Annotated in this window: 28 protein-coding genes, 1 pseudogene and 1 riboswitch; of the genes and pseudogenes, 12 read left to right on the top strand and 17 right to left on the bottom strand. The window is 60.1% G+C overall.

All coding sequences use genetic code 11. The features are described 5' to 3' along the window. Window positions 1-53: 53 nt before the first annotated feature. Entirely contained in the window at window positions 54-572 is a 519-nt protein-coding gene (locus tag ACZ9H3_RS18995) for an acyloxyacyl hydrolase (RefSeq protein WP_065761012.1), read from the top strand. Between the two features lie 50 nt (window positions 573-622). Here the strand turns inward: ACZ9H3_RS18995 and phrB are convergent, their stop codons facing one another. The 4 genes from phrB to ACZ9H3_RS19015 all read right to left on the bottom strand — a co-directional run bounded on the left by phrB (window position 623) and on the right by ACZ9H3_RS19015 (window position 5,014). Next, the gene (gene phrB / locus ACZ9H3_RS19000) at window positions 623-2,050 is read right to left on the bottom strand and encodes a deoxyribodipyrimidine photo-lyase (protein ID WP_476221975.1); all 1,428 of its coding nucleotides are present in this window, start codon (window positions 2,048-2,050) and stop codon (window positions 623-625) included. A 29-nt stretch (window positions 2,051-2,079) separates the two neighbouring features. Continuing rightward, window positions 2,080-2,967 carry a MerR family transcriptional regulator gene (locus ACZ9H3_RS19005; protein ID WP_099773539.1) on the bottom strand — a complete coding sequence of 296 codons (888 nt, stop codon included), beginning with the start codon at window positions 2,965-2,967 and terminating at the stop codon, window positions 2,080-2,082. Continuing rightward, a complete protein-coding gene (locus tag ACZ9H3_RS19010) occupies window positions 2,957-3,925 on the bottom strand; it encodes a YbgA family protein (RefSeq protein WP_099773540.1) in 969 nt (322 codons plus the stop codon). Before ACZ9H3_RS19010 ends, ACZ9H3_RS19005 begins: the two co-directional genes overlap by 11 nt. Before the next feature lie 102 nt (window positions 3,926-4,027). Then, the gene (locus ACZ9H3_RS19015; protein ID WP_102051840.1) at window positions 4,028-5,014 is read right to left on the bottom strand and encodes an NAD(P)/FAD-dependent oxidoreductase; all 987 of its coding nucleotides are present in this window, start codon (window positions 5,012-5,014) and stop codon (window positions 4,028-4,030) included. A 187-nt stretch (window positions 5,015-5,201) separates the two neighbouring features. Here ACZ9H3_RS19015 and ACZ9H3_RS19020 point away from each other — a divergent pair, with 187 nt between their 5' ends. Then, window positions 5,202-6,104 (top strand): TIGR01777 family oxidoreductase, encoded by a 903-nt coding sequence (locus ACZ9H3_RS19020; protein WP_454240704.1) that lies wholly within the window; start codon window positions 5,202-5,204, stop codon window positions 6,102-6,104. 13 nt (window positions 6,105-6,117) lie between these two features. Beyond that, window positions 6,118-7,131 carry a ferrochelatase gene (gene hemH / locus ACZ9H3_RS19025; protein WP_409276750.1) on the top strand — a complete coding sequence of 338 codons (1,014 nt, stop codon included), beginning with the start codon at window positions 6,118-6,120 and terminating at the stop codon, window positions 7,129-7,131. A gap of 64 nt (window positions 7,132-7,195) precedes the next feature. Here the strand turns inward: hemH and ACZ9H3_RS19030 are convergent, their stop codons facing one another. Together ACZ9H3_RS19030 and upp are read right to left on the bottom strand one after the other, a co-directional pair. Further along, window positions 7,196-8,470, bottom strand: coding sequence for a uracil-xanthine permease family protein (locus tag ACZ9H3_RS19030; protein ID WP_476221978.1), 1,275 nt, complete (start codon window positions 8,468-8,470; stop codon window positions 7,196-7,198). 2 nt (window positions 8,471-8,472) lie between these two features. Continuing rightward, on the bottom strand, window positions 8,473-9,111 hold the full coding sequence (gene upp / locus ACZ9H3_RS19035; protein ID WP_065761020.1) for a uracil phosphoribosyltransferase: 639 nt from the start codon (window positions 9,109-9,111) through the stop codon (window positions 8,473-8,475). 162 nt (window positions 9,112-9,273) lie between these two features. Here upp and ACZ9H3_RS19040 point away from each other — a divergent pair, with 162 nt between their 5' ends. From ACZ9H3_RS19040 to ACZ9H3_RS19050, 3 genes are all read left to right on the top strand, one after another. After that, window positions 9,274-9,831 (top strand): hypoxanthine-guanine phosphoribosyltransferase, encoded by a 558-nt coding sequence (locus ACZ9H3_RS19040; protein WP_065761021.1) that lies wholly within the window; start codon window positions 9,274-9,276, stop codon window positions 9,829-9,831. Between the two features lie 123 nt (window positions 9,832-9,954). Then, window positions 9,955-10,422: a hypothetical protein gene (locus ACZ9H3_RS19045; RefSeq protein ID WP_065761022.1), complete on the top strand. Its 468-nt coding sequence runs from the start codon at window positions 9,955-9,957 to the stop codon at window positions 10,420-10,422. A gap of 69 nt (window positions 10,423-10,491) precedes the next feature. Further along, the gene (locus ACZ9H3_RS19050) at window positions 10,492-10,779 is read left to right on the top strand and encodes a PA4642 family protein (RefSeq protein WP_102051843.1); all 288 of its coding nucleotides are present in this window, start codon (window positions 10,492-10,494) and stop codon (window positions 10,777-10,779) included. 54 nt (window positions 10,780-10,833) lie between these two features. Here the strand turns inward: ACZ9H3_RS19050 and mqo are convergent, their stop codons facing one another. Beyond that, the gene (gene mqo / locus ACZ9H3_RS19055) at window positions 10,834-12,339 is read right to left on the bottom strand and encodes a malate dehydrogenase (quinone) (RefSeq protein WP_065761023.1); all 1,506 of its coding nucleotides are present in this window, start codon (window positions 12,337-12,339) and stop codon (window positions 10,834-10,836) included. A gap of 605 nt (window positions 12,340-12,944) precedes the next feature. Continuing rightward, window positions 12,945-13,178 carry a hypothetical protein gene (locus ACZ9H3_RS19060; protein ID WP_099773544.1) on the bottom strand — a complete coding sequence of 78 codons (234 nt, stop codon included), beginning with the start codon at window positions 13,176-13,178 and terminating at the stop codon, window positions 12,945-12,947. Between the two features lie 172 nt (window positions 13,179-13,350). On the opposite strand from ACZ9H3_RS19060, the gene ACZ9H3_RS19065 reads away from it, so the two are divergent. Next, window positions 13,351-13,935, top strand: coding sequence for a YajG family lipoprotein (locus tag ACZ9H3_RS19065; RefSeq protein WP_065761025.1), 585 nt, complete (start codon window positions 13,351-13,353; stop codon window positions 13,933-13,935). 69 nt (window positions 13,936-14,004) lie between these two features. Here ACZ9H3_RS19065 and ACZ9H3_RS19070 read toward each other — a convergent pair whose 3' ends face one another. Further along, the gene (locus ACZ9H3_RS19070; RefSeq protein ID WP_065761026.1) at window positions 14,005-14,211 is read right to left on the bottom strand and encodes a hypothetical protein; all 207 of its coding nucleotides are present in this window, start codon (window positions 14,209-14,211) and stop codon (window positions 14,005-14,007) included. A 161-nt stretch (window positions 14,212-14,372) separates the two neighbouring features. On the opposite strand from ACZ9H3_RS19070, the gene ACZ9H3_RS19075 reads away from it, so the two are divergent. Then, complete coding sequence (locus tag ACZ9H3_RS19075) at window positions 14,373-14,633, top strand: hypothetical protein (protein WP_065761027.1); 261 nt, start codon at window positions 14,373-14,375, stop codon at window positions 14,631-14,633. A gap of 99 nt (window positions 14,634-14,732) precedes the next feature. Here ACZ9H3_RS19075 and ACZ9H3_RS19080 read toward each other — a convergent pair whose 3' ends face one another. After that, on the bottom strand, window positions 14,733-15,899 hold the full coding sequence (locus ACZ9H3_RS19080; RefSeq protein WP_099773545.1) for a 1-acyl-sn-glycerol-3-phosphate acyltransferase: 1,167 nt from the start codon (window positions 15,897-15,899) through the stop codon (window positions 14,733-14,735). 122 nt (window positions 15,900-16,021) lie between these two features. Between ACZ9H3_RS19080 and ACZ9H3_RS19085 the strand changes: the two genes are divergently transcribed. The 3 genes from ACZ9H3_RS19085 to ACZ9H3_RS19095 are packed head-to-tail and all read left to right on the top strand — an operon-like array spanning window position 16,022 to window position 17,097. Next, the gene (locus tag ACZ9H3_RS19085; protein WP_065759153.1) at window positions 16,022-16,204 is read left to right on the top strand and encodes a CPXCG motif-containing cysteine-rich protein; all 183 of its coding nucleotides are present in this window, start codon (window positions 16,022-16,024) and stop codon (window positions 16,202-16,204) included. Continuing rightward, on the top strand, window positions 16,204-16,464 hold the full coding sequence (locus ACZ9H3_RS19090; RefSeq protein WP_102051847.1) for a putative signal transducing protein: 261 nt from the start codon (window positions 16,204-16,206) through the stop codon (window positions 16,462-16,464). The genes ACZ9H3_RS19085 and ACZ9H3_RS19090 overlap by 1 nt, the downstream gene beginning before the upstream one ends. A 12-nt stretch (window positions 16,465-16,476) precedes the next feature. Beyond that, window positions 16,477-17,097 (top strand): SOS response-associated peptidase, encoded by a 621-nt coding sequence (locus ACZ9H3_RS19095; protein WP_065759151.1) that lies wholly within the window; start codon window positions 16,477-16,479, stop codon window positions 17,095-17,097. A gap of 54 nt (window positions 17,098-17,151) precedes the next feature. Here ACZ9H3_RS19095 and ACZ9H3_RS19100 read toward each other — a convergent pair whose 3' ends face one another. Continuing rightward, window positions 17,152-17,994 (bottom strand): methyl-accepting chemotaxis protein, encoded by an 843-nt coding sequence (locus ACZ9H3_RS19100; protein WP_371917185.1) that lies wholly within the window; start codon window positions 17,992-17,994, stop codon window positions 17,152-17,154. A 12-nt stretch (window positions 17,995-18,006) separates the two neighbouring features. Then, window positions 18,007-19,293: pseudogene (locus ACZ9H3_RS19105) on the bottom strand (methyl-accepting chemotaxis protein); the annotation flags it as partial. 154 nt (window positions 19,294-19,447) lie between these two features. Here ACZ9H3_RS19105 and ACZ9H3_RS19110 point away from each other — a divergent pair. Beyond that, complete coding sequence (locus ACZ9H3_RS19110) at window positions 19,448-20,266, top strand: M48 family metallopeptidase (RefSeq protein WP_476221981.1); 819 nt, start codon at window positions 19,448-19,450, stop codon at window positions 20,264-20,266. A gap of 78 nt (window positions 20,267-20,344) precedes the next feature. Here ACZ9H3_RS19110 and ACZ9H3_RS19115 read toward each other — a convergent pair whose 3' ends face one another. From ACZ9H3_RS19115 to ACZ9H3_RS19135, 5 genes are all read right to left on the bottom strand, one after another. Then, window positions 20,345-20,932, bottom strand: a complete 588-nt coding sequence (locus ACZ9H3_RS19115; RefSeq protein ID WP_476221983.1) for a TMEM165/GDT1 family protein — start codon at window positions 20,930-20,932, stop codon at window positions 20,345-20,347. Window positions 20,933-21,019: 87 nt separating this feature from the next. Beyond that, window positions 21,020-21,140: riboswitch (yybP-ykoY riboswitch) on the bottom strand. Window positions 21,141-21,177: 37 nt separating this feature from the next. Next, a complete protein-coding gene (locus ACZ9H3_RS19120) occupies window positions 21,178-22,176 on the bottom strand; it encodes a methyltransferase (RefSeq protein ID WP_476221984.1) in 999 nt (332 codons plus the stop codon). A 48-nt stretch (window positions 22,177-22,224) separates the two neighbouring features. Continuing rightward, window positions 22,225-23,190: a 2-hydroxyacid dehydrogenase gene (locus ACZ9H3_RS19125; protein ID WP_476221986.1), complete on the bottom strand. Its 966-nt coding sequence runs from the start codon at window positions 23,188-23,190 to the stop codon at window positions 22,225-22,227. A 107-nt stretch (window positions 23,191-23,297) separates the two neighbouring features. Beyond that, entirely contained in the window at window positions 23,298-23,699 is a 402-nt protein-coding gene (locus ACZ9H3_RS19130) for a MerR family transcriptional regulator (RefSeq protein WP_476221988.1), read from the bottom strand. Between the two features lie 68 nt (window positions 23,700-23,767). Beyond that, window positions 23,768-24,343, bottom strand: a complete 576-nt coding sequence (locus tag ACZ9H3_RS19135; RefSeq protein ID WP_102051851.1) for an NAD(P)H-dependent oxidoreductase — start codon at window positions 24,341-24,343, stop codon at window positions 23,768-23,770. Between the last annotated feature and the right edge of the window lie 144 nt (window positions 24,344-24,487).

Genomic DNA, 24,487 nt, shown 5'->3' on the forward strand with positions numbered 1-24,487 from the left:
TTGTTGAATGAAACAGAAAAACTAAAAACTGCATTAAGAACAGGACGTTTCTCATGAAGAAACTGCTTTGCTTGGCTGCAACTGCAGCCGTGATTCTGGGGCAATCATTTACAGCACAAGCCGCCGATGCATCGGTCTCGGTAGGGCAGACCGGCGACTCGACCATGGTCTATCGCTTTGGTTTGCAATCCAACTGGGATGCCAGTTGGTTGCAGACCAGTGTCGGCCGTGTCACGGGGTATTGGGATGGCGCCTACACCTATTGGGAGGGCGATGAAACCACCAGTAACCACAGCCTGTCGTTTGCACCGGTGTTTGTTTATGAGTTTGCCGGTGAGTCCATCAAGCCTTATGTCGAAGCGGGTATTGGTATCGCAGCCTTCTCCAGCACCGAGCTGGAAAGTAACAGGCTCGGCTCGTCGTTCCAGTTTGAAGACCGTATTGGCTTTGGCCTGCGTTTCGCCGGAGGGCATGAACTGGGTGTGCGTGCCATCCACTACTCTAACGCCGGCCTGACAACGCCCAACGACGGCGTAGAAAGCTACTCCCTGCACTATCGCATGCCACTCTGATTCCCTGGCGATTACGCGAGCAGCGGCTTAGCCGCTGCTCAACTGCCTCTTCATTCGGGTTTTTGGGGTAAGTGTTTGAACGCACTCAGGGCCCGCTGTCGACTGCTGCCCAGATCCACTATCGGGCCAGGATAGTGACGAACAGCAAACAGCCCGCCCACCGACTGAGGGGCGTGGATGGTTTTGTTGTCCAGGTCAGCCAGTTCCGGCAACCAATGCCGAATAAAACGTCCCTCACTGTCGAAGCGTTGCGACTGACTGATCGGGTTGAAGATCCGAAAATAAGGGACGGCATCAGTGCCGGTTGATGCGCTCCATTGCCAGCCGCCGTTATTTGCCGCCAGGTCACCGTCGATCAGATGACGCATGAAAAAGCGTTCGCCTTCACGCCAGTCAATCAGCAGGTTTTTGGTCAGGAACATCGCAACGACCATGCGCAGGCGGTTATGCATCCAGCCGGTGGCCAGTAGTTGGCGCATGGCCGCATCGATGATCGGAATGCCGGTGCGCCCTTGCTGCCATGCCTCCAGCTCGTCAGGCGCGTTGCGCCACGGCACCGCTTCGGTTTCCAGGCGGAAAGCGCGGTGTCGCGATACCCGCGGATACCCGACCAGAATATGTTTGTAGAACTCGCGCCACAGCAGTTCATTCACCCAGGTCACAACGCCTTTGTTGCCACTGTCGAACTCGCCTCGATTGTGTGAAAGCGCCGCGTGCAGGCACTGGCGTGGGGAGATCACCCCGGCAGCGAGGTAGGGGGACAACTGGCTCGTGCCAGGCAGCGCCGGAAGGTCGCGCTGATCCTGATAGTCCTCGATGGCGTCCTCGACAAAGGCGTTCAGCCGCCTTTGAGCTTCTTGCTCGCCGGCTGGCCAGAGCGCGCGCAGTGTTTCCGGGACGTTGTTGAAACCCGGTACTGATTCAGGGATCGGGTCGCTAGCAATTGCCAAGGGTTGCTGCGGCGCGGGGCTTGCGATCAGCCGAGGCAGGGCCAGGTGCAGGCGTTCATAGCAGGTTTTGCGAAACTGACTGAACACCTGAAAGTAACCGCCGGTCCTGGTCAATATGCTGCCGGGTTTGAACAGCAACTGGTCCAGATAGCTCACCACCTCGATTCCGGCGTCGCTCAACTGGTTATGTACGGCATCGTCTCGGCGCTGTTCGTGAACCCCGTATTCCTCATTCATGTGCAGTGTCTGCACATTGTGCTCCCGGCACAGCTGTAGCAGAACCTGGGGGGCGTTGTCCCAGTGCTCTGCCTGACGAACCAGTAGCGGAATGTTCAATGCGGCCAGTGACTGGCTGAGGGTTCGCAGGCTGCGTAGCCAGAAGTCGACCTTGCACGGCGCATCGTCATGCGCCAGCCACTGGCTTGGGCTGACCAGCCAGACGGCCAGTGTCGGGCCGCGCTCTGCAGCGGCGGCCAGAGCGGTGTTATCGGACACGCGAAGATCGCTACGCAGCCAGAGGAGTTGCATGTGGGTTCCTTGATATCGCAGGGGTTGAGTTATCGTGAGGCGTCTTGCAACGCTTGCACGACCTCCAACGGGGTGTCGAGCAGGCATAGCCGGGGGTTTTTCACCGCCAGTGCCATGAGGTCATCCTGATGGATGCTGATCGCGCTGCCGTCCAGCAGGGTAGGTATCTGGATTGCACTCAGGCTGCGCTCAAGTTGACGCATATCGACCGCCCTGTTCAGGCACAGTAACAGCGCCTGGGGTTGCATGCGTTCGAGGGTCAGCGCCAGCTCGGCAGGGGGCAGTGGCCAGTCGAATACTTCTACCGCGTACCCGGCACTACTGAGCAGCCAGGCGCATAGCCACAACCGTGGATCGAAGACCAGGTCTGAGCCGTTGATCAGCAGTACTGCCGGGCCATTGAGTTGGCGGTTGCTGTGATAGAGGCGCGCTCCGAGTTTGCTGCGTAGCCAGCAGTGGAAGAACACTTGTTCCATGCGTGCGCCAAACTGGCTTTGCCAGCGCAGCTCCAGCTCGGCGAACAGGGGGAGCAGCAGTTGCTCGCACAGCGTGGTCGCAGGGTACAAGGCGATCGCCTGATTGAACTGTTGGTCCAGACGGCGTTCTGCCAAGGCAGCGATGCTGCCGGTTATGTCCTGGCGCATGGCCTGCCAGGCACCGTGTTGATCTGTCTGGGAGGCTACCGGGCGGCTGTCCAGCAGGGCCTTGATCTGGCCGACAGACACACCACGGTTGAGCCATTGGACGATCTGTTGAATGCGCTGCACATGCTCGGTGCTATACAGTCGATGGCCTTTGCCTGTGCGTTGTGGGGTAATCAGGCCATAGCGTCGTTCCCAGGCGCGAAGCGTAACCGGGTTGACGCCGGTGAGGCGTGCAACCTCTCGGATCGGCAGTGGCAGCGGCTCAGATGGCATTGCGCAGGCCAAGGGTTTCAGGGTGTGGCTTCAGGTAGATTTGCTGCTCCAGATAAGGGTCAGGGTGCCGACGCAGGTGGTGCTTGAGCAGGGTCAGTGGGACGACCAGTGGCACCGTTCCGGCTTGATACTGATCGATCGTCTGGCGAATTTCCTCTTTGTCGGCGGCCTCAATGAAATCGCGCAGGTACCCACTCAGGTGCATCAGTACGTTGCCATGGGTGCCGCGATTGGCGCAGCGGCTCAGTGCCTTCATCAGTTGGCTGAAGTAGCGCGGGCCAATTTCTTCGGCGTCATCACTGCGGCTCATGCTACCCAGCAGCTTGCCCAGGACTTTGTACTGTTGTGGGTTGTTTGCCATCAACAGGTACTTGCAGCGGGCGTGGAAGCTGATCAGTGCATGTCGGCTCAGGCCTTGCGCCAGGTATTTTTGCCACTCCGCGTACACGTAGACGCGGGTGATGAAGTTCTCACGCAAGGCCGGGTCGCACAGGCGGCCATCTTCCTCCACAGGAAGATCAGGTCGTTCGGCACAAAACGCTGCGGCATAGGCACCACGTCCACCCTCTGTGGCCGGGTAGCCGTTGTCTTGATACACCTTGACCCGTTCAAGCCCACAGGACGGCGACTTTTGCATGAAGATATAGCCGCAGATGTCCTGAAGCTCATTGGCCATCTGCCGCCCGTAGGCACCAAGCGGGCCAGAGAGGTCCAGCTCGGGTTCGCGAGGGTTGATAACACGAGGCTGCTGAGGATCGCCCACCAATCGAATGGCGGCTCGCGGAACGCCCAGGCCGATGGCCATTTCCGGGCACAACGGAACGAAGTCGAAGTACTTGGCCAGTGTCTCGTTGCATAGCTTCGAGGCTTTATGGCCAGCATTGAAGCGTACTTCCTGGCCGACCAGGCAAGCGCTGATGGCGATTTTGGGTTTGTGCGGCAGCTCGTGAGTATCCATGGCGAGTCCAAAACTTGTACAAATTAAATGTTATGTACAGATTTGATCATCATAGATAGGAGGCTGTACAAGTCAAACGATTTGTACAGCTTTTTGGCAAAATCAGTCCAGATGCTCAAGCAGTCGCCGAGCGGCTTCCTGGCCACTCAGCCAGGCCCCTTCAACCCGACCTGACAGGCACCAGTCGCCGCAGGCATACAGGCCCTGGTCAGGGTCAGCCAGCGCCCCCCACTCATGGTTGCTGGAAGGGCGTGCATACAGCCAGCGATGGGCGAGAGAGAAGCACGGCGCAGGCACGGCACAGCCAATCAGCTCGGCGAAGTTGCCGAGCAACTGCTCGATCACGGCCTCCTTGGCGAGGTCGATGTGCTGTTTGCTCCAGTTCGCTGTGGCGTGAAGTACCCAGGTATCAACGTGTTCGTCGCGTCCTGGCTTGCTGCGATTGCGCGCGAGCCATTCGAGTGCGCTGTCTTGTATGAAGCACCCCTGCAGGGGCGTATCCAGTGGGCTTTCAAACCCCAGCGCAATGGCCCAGGTGGGGTCCATCTGTACGCTGGCGACGGTTGCGGCAAGTTTGGGTGCCGCCGTCAGGAGCTGGGTTGCCTGAGGGGCGGGCACCGCAATGATGACGCGGCTGAACGGGCCATGGCTGCAGCCTTCGGTGTCCTGCAGGTGCCAGTAATGCTTGCCGCGAAAGACTTCGGCGATCCGGCAGTTGAAGTTCACCGTCGAGTCTTTGAGCAAGGCGCGGGTAATCGCGCTCATGCGTGGCACACCGACCCAGCGAACCTGCTCGTCTGGCGAGGGGGTGAGTTGGCCCGCTTTGTAGTTGTAGAGGTGCGGTTTCCACTCTGCGACCGAGCCGTGTGCCTGCCATTCCTGAACCTGGGCAAGGAAGCGTCGGTCGCGGGCAGTGAAATACTGTGCGCCGAGGTCGAGTGCCCCGGCTTCGCTGCGTTTGCTGGCCATGCGCCCACCGCTGCCTCGGCCTTTGTCGAACAGATGCACGGTCTGCCCGGCTTTTTGTAGTGCCTGGGCAGCGGACAAGCCGGCGATGCCTGCGCCGATGATTGCGATAGGTATGGTCATGATGGCCTCTTTGAACCTTTGATACGCAGACTACGCTGTCTGACAAACCTGTACAATGCCTGATCAATGTACAATATTGATCCGCGCGTTACAGCCAGGTTCGCCTATGTTTATCCGAGAGCGATCGGTCAAAAAAGTGCCTTGTTCTTAAAAATAGACCAAGCGTGCGCCACATGAGGACACAGTCATGCATATATTGCTGACCGGCGGTACTGGTTTGATTGGCCAACGGCTTTGCCAGTACTGGCTGGCAAAAGGGCATCAGTTGACGGTGTGGAGTCGACGACCTGAGCAGGTCGGTCGTCTCTGTGGGGCCGGGGTGCGAGGCATTGATCGACTTGAGGCGTTCGGTGATCAAACGCTGGATGCAGTGGTCAATCTGGCGGGGGCCCCCATCGCTGATCGACCTTGGAGCAGTGCGCGGCGCGCGCTGCTCTGGGGTAGTCGGATCACCCTCACCGAGCAATTGCTGGCCTGGCTTGAGCAGCGCCAGCAACGGCCTTCCGTGCTGATCTCCGGTTCGGCTGTGGGTTGGTATGGTGATGGTGGTGAGCGTGAATTGACAGAGGCCTCACGGCCGGTCAAAGAGGATTTCGCCAGCCAGTTGTGCATTGCCTGGGAAGAAACGGCGCAGCAGGCCGAGGCCTTGGGTATTCGCGTCGTGCTGGTGCGAACCGGGCTGGTGCTGGCCAGTGAGGGCGGCTTTTTGTCGCGCCTGCGACTGCCATTCAAGCTCGGCCTGGGTGGGCCTATTGGCGATGGGCGGCAGTGGATGCCATGGATTCATATCAATGACGAAATCGCCCTGATTGATTTTCTCTTGCAGCATAACGACGCCAGCGGTCCCTATAATGCCTGCGCTCCAGAGCCTGTGCGTAACCGAGAGTTTGCCAAGCGGCTTGGTCGGGCGCTGCATCGGCCAGCCTTTTTACCCCTTCCGGCACCGTTGCTGAGGCTTGGGCTGGGTGAGTTGTCGACGCTGCTGCTGGGTGGCCAGCGTGTGCGCCCCGTGCGCTTGCTGGCAGCTGGCTTCACTTTTCAATTCAATGATGTGCAATCTGCCCTGGATGAATTGTCCAGTCGCCTCTGAAATAGGACGTTGCATGACCGATCATGCTTTGCTGCTGGTCAACTTGGGTTCGCCGGCTTCCACCGATGTCGCCGATGTGCGCCGTTACCTCAATCAATTCCTGATGGACCCTTACGTCATCGACCTGCCTTGGCCGGTTCGCCGGTTGCTGGTCTCGCTGATCCTGATCAAGCGTCCAGAGCAGTCGGCTCATGCCTATGCCTCGATCTGGTGGGACGAAGGCTCGCCACTGGTGGTCCTGACACGCCGCCTGCAGCAGGCGATGAGCGAGCAATGGACGCACGGCCCGGTGGAAATCGCCATGCGCTATGGCGAGCCTTCTTTGCCTACCGTACTGGCGCGCCTGGCGGCTCAGGGGGTGCGCAAGGTCACGCTGGCGCCGCTGTACCCTCAGTTCGCCGACAGTACTGTCACCACGGTGGTCGAACAGGCGCGGCAGGTCATTGCCGAGCAGAAATTGTCGTTTGAACTGGCAGTGCTGCAGCCGTTCTACGATCAACCAGAGTACATCGATGCACTGGTTGCCAGTGCCAAGCCCTACCTGCAGGAAGATTTCGATCACTTGCTGCTGAGTTTCCATGGCTTGCCCGAGCGTCACCTGACCAAGCTTGATCCTACCGGCAACCATTGCTTCAAGGGTGCCGACTGCTGCCGCACGGCATCGCCACAAGTACTTGCCGTGTGCTATCGCGCACAGTGCATTCGCGCGGCCGAGTCTTTTGCCCGGGTCATGGGCCTGCCCGAGGGCAAATGGTCGGTATCATTCCAGTCACGGTTGGGGCGGGCGAAGTGGATCGAACCCTACACCGAAGCGCGCCTGGACGAGTTGGCCAAAGCCGGGGTCAAGCGCTTGCTGGTAATGTGCCCGGCGTTCGTCGCCGACTGCATCGAGACCCTGGAAGAGATCGGCGACCGTGGGCGTGAGCAGTTCATCGAGGCGGGAGGGGAGGAGTTGGTGCTGGTGCCGTGCCTGAATGATCACCCGGATTGGGTACAGGCCCTCAAGACGCTCTGCGAAAGGGCGTAAAGCAGGTGGTGTGGCTGCAGGGGCCAGCACGGCTGGCTCCTGCAGGATCAAGCACCCGCTGTATTCAAGGCTGCTGATCGTCCAGTGCCTTGTTCTTCCAGCTGTCGTTGCCAGGCAGCAACAGGTTCAGGCCGATGGCAACCACGGCGCACAGGGCAATGCCTTTCAGGCCCCAGTCGCCAGGGCCGGTGCCGCTGCCAATCAATACGCCGCCAATACCAAACACCAGTGTCACCGAAACGATCACCAGGTTACGGGCCTCGCTCAGATCGATCTTGTGCCGGATCATGGTGTTCATCCCCACCGCGGCAATCGAACCGAACAGCAGGCAGAGGATGCCACCCATCACCGGTACCGGGATGCTCTGCAGCAGTGCGCCGAACTTGCCGATGAAGGCCAGGCCAATGGCGAAAATTGCCGCCCAGGTCATGATCTTCGGGTTGTAGTTCTTGGTCAGCATCACCGCGCCGGTGACTTCGGCATAGGTGGTGTTGGGCGGGCCGCCAAACAGGCCGGCTGTGGTGGTGGCGATGCCGTCACCGAGCAGGGTGCGGTGCAGGCCCGGCGTTTTCAGGTAGTCGCGACCGGTCACGCTACCGACGGCGATGACCCCGCCGATATGTTCGATCGCCGGAGCCAAGGCCACCGGAACGATGAACAGAATGGCTTGCCAGTTGAATGCAGGTGCGGTGAAGTGCGGCAGTGCCAGCCATGGGGCCGCCGCGATCTTGGCCGTGTCGACCACGCCAAACACGAAGGCGAGGGCGAAGCCCACCAGTACGCCAGCGATGATCGGTACCAGGCGGAAGATGCCCTTGCCGAACACGGCGACGATCAGGGTGGTCAGCAGCGCCGGCATGGAGATCAGCATCGCCGTGCTGTAGGGAATCAGCTCAGTGCCGTCACCGGCCTTGCCCATTGCCATGTTGGCGGCAATCGGCGCCATGGCCAGGCCGATCGAAATGATCACCGGACCAATCACTACCGGCGGCAGCAGGCGGTCGATAAAACCGGTGCCCTTGATCTTCACGGCCAGGCCGAGGAAGGTATAGACGAAGCCGGCAGCCATTACCCCGCCCATGGTTTCGGCCAGGCCGAACTGGCCCTTGGCGAGGATGATCGGGGTGATGAAGGCGAAACTGGAGGCCAGGAACACCGGAACCTGACGCCCCGTGACCACCTGGAACAGCAGCGTTCCGAGACCCGCGGTAAACAGTGCCACGTTCGGGTCGAGGCCGGTGATCAGAGGCATCAGCACTAGCGCGCCAAAGGCGACGAAGAGCATCTGCGCACCGGAGACGACCTGACGCCAAAGCGGGTCGTTGAACTCATCCTGCATGCTCAGGCGTCCTTCTGCTTGGTACCGAAGATCTTGTCTCCGGCGTCGCCCAGCCCTGGGATGATATAGCCGTCTTCATTGAGGCGTTGGTCGATCGACGCGGTGTAGATCTGTACGTCGGGGTGGGCCTTCTCGACCGCTGCGATACCTTCGGGGGCAGCGACCAGGACCATGGCGCGGATGTCCTTGCAGCCAGCCTTTTTCAGCAGGTCGATGGTTGCAACCATCGAGCCGCCAGTGGCCAGCATCGGGTCGATGATCATTGCCAGGCGCTCGTCGATTTCCGGCACGAGCTTTTCAAGGTAGGTGTGTGCTTCGAGGGTTTCCTCGTTGCGGGCAACACCAACGGCGCTCACCTTGGCGCCTGGGATCAGGCTGAGCACGCCATCGAGCATGCCAATGCCGGCACGCAGGATCGGTACGACGGTGATCTTCTTGCCGGCAATTTTTTCGACCTGGACAGTACCGCACCAACCTTCGATGTCGTAGTTCTCCAGGGGCAGGTCCTTGGTCGCCTCGTAGGTCAGGAGTGCGCCGACTTCCTGGGCGAGTTCGCGAAAATTCTTCGTGCTGATATCGGCACGGCGCATGAGGCCGAGCTTGTGGCGGATCAGCGGATGGCGGATCTCACGGGTAGGCATAGGAAATGGCTCCGGGGGCGGGCAAAAAAACCGCGCTAGATTAATCTATTCGCTTCAGGTGTCCTATAGGTTATCAGGACGTTAGTCCAGAAATGCTTGATCTGATGCCCGTGGGTGCGTACCTTTGCCCGCTTTTCTCAATTGCCGCCCCTGGAGAGCGCCATGTCCGCTGATCTCGAGCACATCCGTCAAGTCATGCGCGAGGCTGACTGCCTGTACACCGAAGCTGAAGTCGAAGCAGCGATTGCCCGCGTGGGTACGCAGATCTGCGCAGACCTGGCCGATAGCAATCCAGTCGTGTTCTGTGTCATGAACGGCGGCCTGATTTTCGCTGGCAAGTTGCTGACACACCTGAACTTCCCGTTGGAGGCGTCGTACCTGCACGCCACCCGCTACCGTAACCAGACCAGCGGCGGCGATCTTTTCTGGAAAGCCAAGCCGGAAGTCTCGTTCATTGACCGCGACGTGCTGATCATCGACGACATCCTCGATGAAGGGCATACCCTCAGCGCCATCATCGACTTCTGCAAGCATGCCGGCGCGCGCACTGTGCACACCGCTGTGCTGATCGACAAAGACCACGACCGCAAGGCCAGTCCGGACCTGAAGGCTGACTATGTCGGCCTGGGCTGTATTGACCGTTACATTTTCGGTTACGGCATGGACTACAAAGGTTACTGGCGCAACGCAGCCGGTATCTACGCGGTCAAAGGGCTGTAAGGCCCGCAACGCCCTTGTTGCCGACAAGGTCGGCGCCTTGCAGCATCTCATGTTGCAGGTGCCAGCCTTGCCGACGATGGGGGCATCCGCCACACTGCAAGGCCATCCGCGAAGGAGCCTGCCGTGCGCCTGTTTATCCCCCTCCTGTTAGCACTGAGCCTCCCTGTCGCCGCTGCGCCATTGCACAGCCAGTTCTTGCCACCTGATGACCTTTCCCTGCGCCAGGAAAAGCCTGAGTCTCAGCAACTGATGCAGGTCACCGACTATTCCGTGGTGGTGGGCAATCAGCGCCAATCAAATCAGCAACCGATCCCGGTGACATCGCCTCTGGTGTTGCGCTTGAAAGGCAAGCCGCTGAGCAAGGGGGCGACCATCAGCCAGGTCGTGATCAGCTTCGATGCTGAAAGCAAAAGCTTGAAGAAACCGGCGTTTGACGACAAGTCGCGCACGCTGACGCTCAACTACCCCCTTGCCCAGTATCGGGTCATTCTTGATTTGCTACGCAACGATACGGTGTATGTGCAATTTTTGACCTATGCCAACGGCCACATCTGGGCGGACCTGCACACGGGAACCGTACGCACGCGTTGAGGCGCGAGGTGGCCCGGGGGTAAACTGCCGACCCCTGAAATGTTCGTGATGGTTCAGCTGGAGTCGGCAATGCGTAAAGACAAGAAACAGGTAATTGGTGATGAGATCGGCGACGCGCAGATCAAGTTGTTCCTCGATTTCGAGCCGGCCGATGCCACTTCGCCGTCGCTGCACAAGCTGATCAAGGCTTATCGCGGTCTGCGGGTCGACGACTTCGAGCGTTTTGTCGGTTTCTTTGTTGAGGCCGGCCTGGATCTCGATGGCAAGGATGAGCAGGGCAATACCTTTGCCACGCTGATCAAGGACCAGCGTAACGCTGCCGACTACATCGAGATCATCGAGAAAGCGCGCGGCTGAGTTTGCCAGGCCCATAAAAAAACGCCCCGAAGGGCGTTTTTTTATGGCTGCAGATCAAGCGTAGTTCTGAGTCGGGCTGGGCTCTGCCAGTTGCAGTGCCTCGTCGTTGTACGCGCTGATTTTGCGGTACAGCGCAGCATCGGCCGCCAGAACCTTTTCCCGTGCCGGGAAAATTTCCTTGAGCTTGGCCGCCCAGGCGCCTTTGGCTTGCTCAGGGAAGCAGCGTTCGATCAGTTCAAGCATGATCGACACGGTTACCGAAGCACCTGGCGATGCGCCCAGCAGGGCAGCAAGGGAGCCGTCTTTGGCTGCGACCAGTTCGGTACCGAACTGCAGAACGCCGCCTTTTTTCGGGTCTTTCTTGATGATCTGCACGCGTTGCCCAGCCACTTCCAGGCGCCAGTCTTGCGCCTTGGCTTCTGGGTAGAAGCGACGCAGCGACTCTAGGCGTTGCTCCATCGACTGCATCACTTCGCTGACCAGGTAGCGGGTCAGGTCCATGTTGTCGCGGGCAACGGCGAGCATTGGGCCAATGTTACCCAAGCGTACTGACAGCGGCAGGTCAAGGAACGAGCCGTGCTTGAGGAACTTGGTGGTGAAGCCGGCATACGGCCCGAACAGCAGGGACGTCTTGCCGTCGACAACACGGGTATCCAGGTGCGGAACCGACATCGGTGGCGCGCCGACCGACGCCTGGCTGTAAACCTTGGCCTGGTGCTGTTTGACGATTTCCGGGTTGTCGCAACGCAGCCACTGGCCGCTGACCGGGAAGCCGCCGAAGCCCTTGCTCTCTTCGATGCCCGACATCTGCAGCAACGGCAGGGCCGCGCCACCGGCGCCAAGGAAGACGAAGCGAGCATCAACTTCACGGCTGCTGCCGCTGTTGACGTCCTTGATGCTGACGGTCCAGCCGCTGCCGTTACGACGCAGGCCGGTGACCTTCTTGCTGTACTTGACCTGTGCATCGGGTGCATTGGCCAGGTGCTTGAGCAACTTGTTGGTCAGGGCGCCGAAGTTGACGTCGGTACCCTTGACGACGCGGGTAGCGGCGATGCGCTGGTCGGCCGGACGGCCTGGCATCATCAGCGGCATCCACTCCTTCATCACCGCTTTGTCTTCGGTGTACTCCATGTCGGCGAACGCATGGTGCTGCTTGAGCAGCTCATAGCGCTTCTTGAGGAAGGCAATGCCTTTCTCACCCTCGACATAGCTCAGGTGTGGAATCGGGTTGATGAATGCCCGCGTTGAGTTGAAAGCACCCTTTTTGCTCAGGTACGCCCAGAACTGACGGGAGACCTCGAACTGGGTGTTGATGTGTACAGCCTTCTTGATATCAATGCTGCCGTCGGCAGCTTGAGGCGTGTAGTTCAGTTCACACAGCCCGGCATGGCCGGTACCGGCGTTGTTCCACGGGTTGGAACTTTCCGCGGCACCCGAATCCATCAACTCGACGACTTCCAGCTTGACTGCCGGGTCGAGTTCCTTGAGCAGTACGGCCAAGGTGGCACTCATGATGCCTGCCCCTACCAGTACCACATCGACTGCTTCGTTCTGCGCCATTAACGCGTCTCCAAAATCTTCAGCACCAAATTGACAGCATGGGATCCCTGGGTAAGCCAGGATCGCCATGTCCGATTCTTCGCAGGTTTTGCAACTTCAGCGGACACCACCAACGGGGCTTTGCGTTACCTATGAACGCATTTTAGTACCCGTGCGGCAATTCGACTTATGGTCAAGGTATCCGTCGTGCGTTATGGACCGGCCTCAGTCGCCCACCTTGGATGAGCGCTGTTGCCAGCTGTTTGGGGCTTGTTGGGACACTGCTGGTGCTTTTGCACATGCCAGACTGTTCATTTTGCTCGCCACACTCTTGTGAAGTTGTGAAACCCGTTTTTTCACGCTCTTTTGGAGACGTGAACCTCAAAATGGGCTGCGCGATGGCAGACCCGGCAGGTTCTGTGCAGAGCAAGGGTCGAATGAATCAGACTCACTGGCTGGTGCAAGACCTGTGTGGAAGGCTCTCTGTGGGCGGTGCGGAGGGTGCCAACAGTTGGTATTGGCGGTGCTGCGAGGCCCGATCAGGAGACGTCCTTATAATCGGGGGGAGATTATAACGAGGTCTTCGGCAGAAACGACCTTTTTAGCGACATTTCTTGAACCTGTCGTCAGGCGGCGAGTGTTCGCTGAGGGCGGGAGCTCATTGAGCGGGCCATTACTTTGGCACTGGTCGGCAAGGGGCGGTTCAGCCAATGTAGCCGAATTTCGTTGATCTCCACCCAGTGGCCGTCAATTGGTGCGTCGGTGCAGTGTTTGAAAGCCTGGCACAGCCCTGCGCCATCGAGTCGGGCAAAGTAGCGTTGGGGTTGGCGTTTGAACAGCAGGGCCCAGAGGGAATTCATGGCAGCGTACCTGTTATGACTGCATCAAGCATAACCCCCAGCAGATGACAGGGTGTTGACAGCGAACCGCTGTCCGTTCTCACGGTCTGATTCGCCAGTGGCCAGCCGATGGCTGCTACCGTCGGTGCTGGTTATACTGATGCCCTTTGTTGCTATTCCTGGAGAGATGCGCATGTTGCACCGTCTGTTGTTCGGTTTGATCGCTGTGACCAGTCTGACCCTGGTCGGTTGTGCCCACAGCCCGCAACAACTCAGCCCGCAACCGAAACTCACCGCCCAGCTTGCACCGGTTGGCCATGGTCAACCGGTCGTGGTACGCGTGGTTGATGGTCGTGCTTCGCAGACCTTGGGCACCCGGGGTGGTCTGTACCCTGAAACCAGCGCAATCACGGTTTCCGGTAACGATATCCAGCCAAAATTGCAGGCTCAGGCCGAAGCTGCCGTGCGTTTGCTGGGCTTCACCCCTTCGCCGAATGCCTATAACGCGCCACAGTTGACCGTGACGCTGGTCGAGCTGAAGTATCAGTCGCCCAAAGAAGGCCTGTATGTCACCGAGGCCACCATTGGCGCTACCTTCCGCGCTGATGTCGCCAATGCCAACCGTCGATACAGTGGCCGCTATGGGGCATCCCTCGACCAGCGTTTCGGCATGGCGCCGAATCAGGACACCAATACCCAACTGGTGAGTGATGTGCTCAGCGATGCGCTGACCCGTTTGTTCAAAGACCCGACTGTCGGTCAGGTCCTGGGCGAATAACCCGACGCGTGTTCAGCAAAAAGCCCGCTACCGGGTATCAGGTAGCGGGCTTTTTTGTACCCGCAGGCGTCAGGCCGCTTCGACGTAGAAGTCCAGCATGCTGATACCGGTCTGGCTGTCGACTTCGGGCAGGTGCTCATGCGCATGGCCGCCCAGCGCGCAGTACACCAGCCACTGACGGTCCTGAACGTTGAACGCAAGGCCGTCGATCAGCGCCTGCTGTTCATCGCTCTGGGCGATCAGGTAGAGGCGATCCTGGTTTTCGGCGTGCAGCATGACGAAGCTCCGTGTCTTTTCAACGGCCGATAGACTGGCCTGGCTGCATGACGATCGGATGACAGTGGGGCGGTCGTTTGTCGCAAAGCGCAGGACTCGAGCCAAGGCTTGGGTAGAATGCCGGGCTCTGGTTGTCCCGTTTCGCATTTATGAGGTTTTCGATGTCGCTGCAGATGCTCTGGGGGCTGATGGCCGCCCATCCCGCCAAGCTGATCAACGTGCTGGCGTTGCTACTGACCTGTCCGGGCAGCTTTTTGTTGCATGGTGCTCGACGTCGCGAGGCACGCGCACTGGCGGAGCGGCCTGCGGGTGAGGCGGTGCTCGATGTGACGACTGTGCGGGTCAATCGTTTCTATTACGCGCTGGGCTTTGCCTTCCTGGCAATGGCGCTGCTGCTGTCCTGGGTCAGCACCTGGGCCTGATTCAACCGTGCTCGCTCAGGGGCGCCTGACGCATCAGGGCTGAGCCTGCACGGCCTGTGCAGGCGCCCGGCGGTGCCGGCGCCTGCAGTTGGCGTGCGGTTAAAGCGCCAAGCCCGCCTTTACCCGGTACTGGTTACGTACCGGCGTCGCGTACTGCAGCACCAGATACGGCCGATGTTCGGCGGGGCAGGCGTCCAGTCGGCGCTGCCATTCGGCCTGCGCCTTGGCCAGTTCATCTGCCGCGAACAGCTCGGAGGCCTTTGGCACCTGCAGGCTCGGGTCGGCGTCGCTCCACTGGGCATAGGCCAAGTAGTGCGCCGGGAACAGGCGATAACCACCGAGAATCTGCCGGTCGATCGCCGCTGCCAACTGCTTGGTGTCTTCGTAAGCTTCGGTGATCGGCGCGGCGAAGTTGATGTGCACCCGGCCTTTGTAGCCCGTGATGCCCTGGGCAATGCTCAGGTCATCTTCACCTGGTGCCTTGGTGTAGCTGCCGGTGGTGGCGCGAATGTACAGCTCGCGGGCCTTGGCCAGGTCGCAGGGGTCGTATTCGTAGCTGATCGACACCGGGCTCAGGTTCAGCGAGCGAATCACCTCACCGAATGGCTCGTCCTTGCGGCTCATGTGGAACATCTTGAGGATCGCCGAATCGGTGCGATCATCGCCATCTTTCGCCCGGCCTTCGGCCTGGGCAATCCAGATCGACTGGCCGTCGGTACGGATCGAATGGTTGATGTAGGCCGAAAGCAGTTGATAGGCCGCCAGTTTCTCACGGCGGCCGGTCAACGAACGGTGCACGATGAAACTCTTGTTCAGGCGCATCATGTCGCTGACAAATGGCTTCTGCAGCAGGTTGTCACCGATGGCGATGCGCGGGGTTGGCAGGCCGGCATGGTACACGGCGTAGTTGACGAAGGCCGGGTCCATCACGATATCGCGGTGATTGGCCAGAAACAGGTAGGCCGTACCGGACTTGAGCCCCTCGACGCCGGTGTAGGTCACGCCGTCGGTAGCCCGTTCTATAGTGTGATCGACGTAGAACTCGACCTTGTCCTGCAAGGTTGATACGCAGGTAACCCCGGCGAATTCATGGCGCAGGCGGCGGGCGATCAGGGGCTTGAGCAGCCAGCCGAACGCGCCAGCCATGCGCGGGAAGCGAAAGTGGGTGAGGATATCGAGGAAAGCCGGGTCGCTGAGCAGGCGTGCCAGAACGGCAGGGACCTCAGCGTCGTTGTACGGTCGGATGGCATCGAATTCGCCCATCATGCTCTCTTGTTGGAAACGGCTAGGGTAATAGTAAGGCCTGGGTCTGAAAAAAACGGCTCAGACACGCAAAGGGCTTGTAAACAGACCGGTGATTATACGCACAAGTCACGCTGGAGGCCGCGATGCTGGAGACTGAGTTCCATGATTGTCCCTACTGTGGGGAGGAGTTTGAAGCGGTGCTCGATCTGTCGGGCGGCGATCAGGAGTATGTCGAGGACTGCCCCGTATGTTGTCGACCGATCGTGTTCATGCTGCAGGTTCACGATGGCGAGTGGATGCTCGATCTAAAACGCGAGGACGAGTGATGCAACGGATCTATGAGCCGGAGAATCTGCTTGAGGCTGAATTGCTCTTTGGCATGTTGGTCAGCGAAGGTATCGACGTGCACCTTGCGGGTCGCCACCTGCTGGGCGGTGTCGGCGAGCTTCCCATGCAGGGGCTGCTGGGTTTGACGGTGCCGGACGAGCAGGCAGAGCGCGCACGTCGGCTGATCGCCGAGTACAATGTTGCCCAACCCCTCGCGGGTGACGAACCGGAGAGCCTCCCCGGTATTCTGATTTGCTAGGTTGCCTGCCCCATGTGTGGACGTTACGCCCTGTTTCGCTGGTCTTCGGCCTTTGCCGCCTTGCCTGGCTTTCCCGCCGACCAGCAGGCGCAGTGGAACATTTCGCCCGGTGCGTCAGTGCTGATACAGCGCCGTGTCGACGGTAACCTGGAGCTTGCCAGGGCGCGTTGGGGGCTGACGCCGGCCTGGCTGACCGACCTGTCGCGCACACCGGCTCATGCGCGCGCCGAAACCCTGGCAGAGCAGCCAATGTTCCGCGACGCCTTCCGTTTGCGCCGTTGTCTGATGCCGGCCAACGGCTTTTACGAATGGCGCGGTTCAGTGCGCAAGCGGCCTTACTGGTTGACGCCGGGGGAAGGGGCTTCGCTATTCTTTGCGGCTGTCTGGGAAGCCTATCCGGTGCAGGAGCAGGTGTGGCTGAGCACGGCAGTGGTAACCCAGGCTGCGATGAGCCAGCGTCGGCCGCTCATTCTGGACGAGGCTGGCCAGGCTGCCTGGCTGAACCCCGAAACGCCGCTGGCCGAGCTGCATAGCCTGCTGGCCAGCCCTGCCGCGGCACTGCGTGAACGGGTGCTGGCGAACCTGGTCAATGACCCCAAGCTCAATGCGCCGGAGTGCCTGACGCCGGCGTAAGGCCGGCGCTAAAGCAGCACAGGCCCTCTGCGCAGGTGCCTGGTCGTCTGAGGCTCAGACCTTGAACTGGTTGATCAGCCGCCGCTGCTGTTCAGCCAGTTTGGTCAGTTCGGCGCTGGCGTTGCTGGACTCGTCCGCACCACCGGCGACCTCGTTGGCCACCTGGCCGATGTTGATCACGTTGCGGTTGATGTCTTCGGCCACCGCACTTTGTTCTTCCGCCGCGCTGGCGATCTGGTTGTTCATGTCGTTGATCACCGAAACGGCCTGGGTGATGCTCTCCAGCGCTTCGGCTGCCTTGGCTGCCTGTTGCACGCTGTCGTCGGTCTTGCCCTGGCTGTCTTCCATGACCTTGACGACATCGCGGGTGCCTTGCTGCAACTGCTGAATCATCTGCTGGATTTCTTCGGTGGCCTTCTGGGTTTTCTGTGCCAGGTTGCGTACTTCGTCGGCGACCACCGCAAAGCCGCGACCTTGCTCACCCGCACGGGCGGCTTCGATGGCTGCGTTCAGGGCCAGCAGGTTGGTCTGCTCGGCGATGGCGCGGATCGCCACCAGAATGGCGTTGATGTTCTCGCTGTCGCGGGCCAGGTTTTGCACGACCCCCACCGCACGGCCTATTTCATTGGCCAGTGCACTGATCGAGTTGGAGGTGCTGCGCACGATCTGCAGGCCTTCGTTGGCGGCCTGGTCGGCGCTGCTGGCGGCTTGGGCTGCATGGGTTGCGTTACGGGCCACGTCCTGCGCTGTGGCGGTCATTTCATGTACTGCCGTGGCTACCAGGTCGATTTCGGCCATTTGCTTGTGCACACCCTGGTTGGTGCGAATGGCGATATCGGCGGTGTGTTCAGAGGAGTCGCTGACTTTCTGTACCGAGCTGACCACCTGAGTGATCATTGCCTGCAGTTTACTCAGAAAGGTGTTGAAGCCTTTGGCAATGGCGCCGAGTTCGTCGCTGCGATCACTGGTCAGTCGCCGGGTCAGGTCACCTTCACCCTGAGCGATGTCGTTGAGCATGGCCACCATCTGCCGCAAGGGTCGTGCGATACCGTGGGCCAGCAGCCAGATCACCAACAGGCCGAGTGCGGCGATAGTCAGGCCGACCAGGGTCATTCCGGTGATATCAGTGGCCCGTTGTGCACTCAAGTCGCTCTGCAGCTTATCCAGCTCGGCCATCACCGCGCTGATTGGCAATTGCAGCATCAGGGTCCAGCGAGCGTCGGTATTGCCGATGCGAAACGGCAAGAACAGCTCGATCTGGCCGTTGCTACGGTCAATCTCGTAACGCAGGTTATCGCCGGTCAGGCTATTCAATGCCTGAGCTTTATTGGCGCCAAGCACATCGCTGGCTTTTTCGCCGAACTTGCTTTCGTCCTTGGTGTAGGCCACCAGGCGTCCGTTGCTGGACACCAGCGCGAGTTCACCGGCGCCATTGTAGAGTTGGCTGTCGGCGGCCTTGAGCATGTCCTGAATGAAGTTCACCGACAGGTCGGCACCCGCAATGCCCTGGAACTGACCGTCTACCATGATGGGCTCGATGAACGAAGCAAGCATGACCACCTTGTCACCCACCTTGTAGGGTGCAGGGTCGATGACACAGGCCTTTTTCGAGTCTTTCGAGCACAGGTAGTACTCGCTGGCGCGCACGCCCGTGGCTAGTTGTGTCGGGTCGTCGACATCGGCCAGTTTATCCACGCCCAGGCTACCGTCGTCGTTGCGGAACCACCAGGGCAGGAAGCGTCCGGTGGCGCTGTCGATGCCGATGATCGAGGTGCCGACGAAGCGCGCATCGTCGTGGTCCAGCGCGTTGGGCTCCCAGCCGAGATAGCTACCGAGGATCAGTGGGTTGCTTGCTACGGTCTGCTTGACCATGGCGATCAGTTGTTCACGCTCGATGTTCAGCAAGGGCTTACCCGTAGCGTCCTTCATGCCCAGCATGGCGTTGCTGGTCGCCAGGCTGCGGGCGATCAGCAGCGGCGCTTCGAGGCCGCGCTGAATCTGGCTGACCTGAGTGCTCGCCAGCGCCGTCAGGCGTTGTTCAATGACGGTTTCGAACTGCTGCTGGGTGCGGCTCTGTACCAGCGTCTGAGTCCGTGCGCCGGAAAACACGGCGTACAGCACCAGTGCAGCAACGATGCTCAACACGATGGCGCCAGCAAGGGCTGCCACGGAAAACTGGATCGACTTGAACTTCATCAGGGGCTCCGAGCACACGTAATGGCGTCTGCACCGCGTTATCGGCCCGAAGTGTGAAAAGCATGAGTGCCGTTCGTGAAATGTTCGCGAACGGCAATAGCGTAGTTATCCTAGTCGGCCTAGGATACGCAGCGTGTTTGAATGGAGTGTTTTCATGCGTAAGTTATTTGTAATGGGTGCCTTGAGTGCCAGCGTCCTGCTCAGTGGTTGCCAGGCAATCAATACCACCAGCGGCGGAGCGGTCGGTGTCGAGCGCAAGCAGTACATGTTCAGCATGCTCTCGACCGATGAAGTCAATCAGATGTACGCCCAGTCTTACCAGCAAACCCTCGGCGAAGCGTCGAACCAAGGCGTGCTCGACAAGACCAGCAGCAATGCGCGCCGCGTTCAGGCCATCGCTGATCGCCTGATTGCCCAAGCACCACAGTTCCGTCCCGATGCTGCGCAGTGGAAGTGGGAAGTCAACCTGATCCAGAGTGACGAGCTCAACGCCAACTGCGGGCCTGGCGGCAAGATCATTTTCTACAGCGGTCTGATCGACAAGCTGAAACTCAGCGACGATGAAATTGCTGCGGTCATGGGCCATGAAATCGCTCACGCCCTGCGTGAACATGGACGTGAAGCCATGTCCAAGGCGTATGGCATTGAAATGGCCAAACAAGGTGCCGGCGCATTGCTCGGCCTGGGCCAGGACAGCATGGCGCTGGCCGATACCGTGGTGCAGTACAGCCTGACACTGCCCAATAGCCGCGACAATGAAAACGAAGCTGACCTGATTGGCCTGGAGCTGGCCGCGCGAGCCGGTTACAACCCGAATGCCGCGATCACCTTGTGGAACAAGATGAACCAGGCGTCGGGTGGCGCATCGCAGCCTGAGTTCATGAGTACTCACCCGGCCTCCAGCAGCCGGATTGCTGCGCTGCAAGCGGCCATCCCGAAAGTGATGCCGCTTTACCAGCAAGCCAAGCGATAACGCCATACCCCTTGCAAGCAATGAAAACCGCGCCTCCTGATTGAGGCGCGGCTCCATCCTCGATAACAGGCGCTTGTGTCAGCTTATCCAGCCGCTGACTTGCATCGCCGAGTACACCGCTACTGCGGCCAGCACGAAGAAGGCTGCGGCTGCCAGGCGACGGATCAGCGTCAGTGGCAGTTTTTCGGCCGCAAAGTTGCCTGCCAGTACCACGGGCACGTTGGCAATCAGCATCCCCAGGGTCGTCCCTAGAATGACCAGGATCAGGTGAGGGTACTGGGCGGCCAGCATCACGGTGGCCACTTGGGTCTTGTCACCGATCTCGGCAATGAAGAATGCAATCAGCGTGGTCAGGAACGGGCCGAAGCGTCGTACCGTGCTGCCTTCGTCATCGTCCATCTTGTCTGGAACCAGGGTCCACAGGGCTGTGGCGGCAAAGCAGGCGGCGAGGATCCAGTGCAAGGTCACGGCGGAGAAGAAACTGCTGACCCATGCACCCACCGCACCCGCAGCGGCGTGGTTGGCCAGGGTTGCGGCGATGATACCGGCAATGATTGGCCAGGGTTTGCGGAAGCGAGCCGCAAGGATGAGCGCGAGCAGTTGGGTCTTGTCGCCAATTTCGGCGAGCGCGACGATTGCGGTTGGGACTAGCAATGATTCCAGCATCAGGATTCCTACGGGGGCGGGTCGACACGGCTATGACACGTACGACCTCCCCGCCCCGGGTAAGGTGTGCGTGTCATAGGTCTTGTCAAACCCTGGGCTCGCTTTGCGGGCCGTGGGTCGCACGCGCCATGGTCTGTGGACCAAGTATGTTGACGCGTACCGGGCGAGCAGGGCGCTCGCGGGAGACTACTCCCCTAGGACGGAGCGGATTCTGCCTAGGCCAGGCCGATTCGGCAAGTGCTGTTTTAACTGCGGGTTGCCTGGTAGATCCGAAAGCCCTGTGCTTCGATGCGCAACTGGCAGTTACCCAGCGCAGCCTCGATCAGCGGTTGATAGCGCAGGAAGTTGTTGGCGACCAAACGCAGCTCTCCACCTTTTTTCAGGTGTTTGGCTGATTTTTGCAGCAGGTTCTCCGATGTCTGGTAGTGAGTGTGCACCCCGGTATGGAACGGCGGATTGCTCAGGATCAGGTCCAGATTGTCGGGGGCGGCGTCGATACCGTCACCACAGATGACCTCACCTTCCAGGCCGTTGGCGGCCAGGGTCAGGCGGCTGCTCTCGACGGCGAAGGCATCCACGTCGAGCAGGGTCACCTGGCTTTGTGGATAACGGCGTTTGACCACTGCGCCGAGCACGCCGGCACCGCAACCGAAGTCCAGCACATGGCCGACCGGTAGCTGCTCCAGGTGTTCGAGCAGCAGTGCGCTGCCGCGGTCGAGCCGGCCATGGCTGAACACGCCCGGCAGGCTGACCACGGTCAATGGGCCTTCGGCCAGCGGCAACTCGAAACGTTGAGCCAGGCTGTGCAGGTTTGGCGCTTCAGGCACGTTATCGACGGTCACCTGCCACAGTTGGCAATGGCGAGCACTGTCGAGTTTGCGCGGTTTTCCGAAGGCCTGCAGTTGCTTGGCCGCGCCCTCGATGCCGCCGCGTTTTTCCCCCACCAGGTACAACTCGCGGCCCGCCAGGCGTGAGGCCAGCGCGTTGAGCAGGTAACTGGCCAATTCACGGGACTTGGGCAGAAACAGCACCGCCGCCTCGAATGGCTGGGGCGTGACCTCTACACCAAAATGGCTGCGGTCGCTGAAGCGCGCCTGCAGCGCAGCCTGATCGCCAGCATGCCAGCTCCAGCCATGGGCCGCGGGCAGTTGGCCGAGCAGGTCGTCGGCGGGCAAGCCGGCCAGCAACAGCGAACCCTGAAACAAGTCGGCCTGTCGAAGCAACACTTCACTGCGCGGGTCCATGGACGGCGGCTCCTGAAAAAGGGACGGAGTTTACCAGAAGCCTGGGTGTCAGCTGACAACCCGGCGTGGCTGGCCGGCAAAAAACGCCTGGGCGTTTTCGTGCAACTGCTCGACGATGCGCTGCCGCGCCTCGCGAGCACCCCAGGCGCTGTGTGGCGTGACGATCAGGCGCGGGACATCGGTGGCCAGCAATGGGTTGCCGTTAACGGGGGGCTCGACGCTCAACACATCCGTCGCAGCACCACCGAGATGACCCGAGCGCAATGCATCGGCCAGCGCCTGTTCGTCGATCAGCCCGCCACGGGCCGTGTTGACCACGAATGCACCGGGCCTGAGCAAGGCCAGTTCACGGGCGCCGATCAGGTTGCGGGTGTTGTCAGTGAGTGGGCAGTGCAGGGTCAGAGCATGCACCTGTGGCAACAGTTCATCCAGCGGCAGGCGGTCTTCACGGGGTGGGCGTCCTGGCAGTTGGCCAAACAGCACGCGCATACCGAAGGCTTCGGCCAGGCGCGCCACCGCGCCACCCAATTCGCCATGCCCGAGCATGCCCAGTGTCTTGCCTTCCAGTTCGACAATCGGGAAATCCAGCAGGCAGAACTGTTTCGCCTGCGCCCAGCGACCCGCGGCGACAGCCTGCTGGTAGTCCGTCAGGCGTGTGGCCAGGGCCAGCAACAGGGCCAGCGTGTGCTGGGCCACCGAGGGCGTGCCATAGCCCTGGCAGTTGCTGACGACAATGCCTTGGGCCCGGGCGGCATTCAGGTCGACATTATTGGTGCCGGTGGCGGCTACCAGGATCAGCTTCAAGTCCGGGCAGGCGGCCAGTGTGGCGGCATCCAGCACGACTTTGTTGCTGATGGCCACTGTGGCTCCTTGCAGGCGTTCAACAACCTGGTCCGCTGTGCTGGAAGGATACAGCTGCAACTCGGCGAAACCTTCACGCAGCGTACCGAGGTCAAGGTCGCCCAGATCGAGGGAGCTGTGGTCGAGGAAAACAGCGCGGTGAGGGGTATTCATCGAGGAAGGATTCCAGGTCGGCAAGGAGGTTTGGAAACACGGGCAGTGTGGCTACTTGAGGATCTTAGCGCTCCCCAGCCGCCCAGGAAACGTAGGGCTTTCGTATTTCAGCTCATCGCGGGTCGCGCCTGCTCCAAGCGGCTCAGCTCGAAGCTGCATTGCGCACGGGCGTCCTGAACGCTGGCTTCAAATTCGACCAGGCCATCATGCAGGCTTTGCAGCGTGTCGATCTGGGCGCGCAATTCGTGCTTTTTGTCGGCGATTGCCTGCTGGGCCAGGCCCCAGGGAATTTCCTCGCCACGGTAATCCTGGAAAATCGCCTGCATTTCCTTGAGCTTGAAGCCCAGTTGCTGAGCGCATTTGATGAACGACAGCAGTTCGACACTCTGCTGGCTGTAGATCCGGTACTTGCCTTCGCGCACGGGCTCGGGCAGCAAACCGATCTTTTCATAGTGGCGGATGCATTTGACGGTGGTGCCTGAAAGCTGGGCTGCTTTGCCGATGTACATCGATAGTCCCTTCGTTCCTTGAAAAGTGGCAACGCACATGCCAACTCCCCGGCGCAGCCGTGCAGGCCTTAGCGACCGGCGAGGGTTCTGGTCTGGGCCAGCCAGGTTTCGCGCTGTGCCGGTGTCGAGCCAAGCATCGGCCCGAACGTCAGGGTACGGGTCGGCTTGATGCCGCAGAACGCCAACGTGGTCTTGCGCATCTGGTGCAGGCCGGGCATGCGGTAGATCCAGCGGTAATACCACGGTGGCGTGTCCATCGTCACCAGCAGATGGGCCGTTCGTCCCTTGAGCAGCTTGTCCGGAAAAGCGGAGTCGCTGCGGTATTTGAAGGCGAACCCGGGCAGGAAGACCCGGTCGAAGAAGCCCTTGAGCAAGGCTGGAATGCCGCCCCACCAGATCGGGTAAACGAAGGTCAGGTGATCCGCCCAGAGAATCTGCTTCTGTGCCTCCAACAGGTCGGGCTCAAGTGCCTGGATTTCCTTGTAACCCTCATGCAGGACCGGATCGAAATCCAGTGCCGGGAGGTTCAGCAGGCGAACCTCGTGGCCTGCTTCGGTGGCGGCTTTGACATAGGTGTCGGTCAGCGCGGCACAAAAGCTGTCGGATGAGGGGTGGCCAAGAACGACCAGAATACGTTTGCTCATGGTGACTCCAACTACAGGATGAAGTCGATGAGGGTAAAGTCTGCCCCTAACGGTAGAGTCAAGCAAAAAATCGTTGGTAACTGTGTCTGTTGCTCGGGGTATCGACTGGTCTAAGGTAGGCACCTTACTTAAATCCGTGACAAG

Source organism: Pseudomonas sp. TE3910, assembly GCF_056279025.1.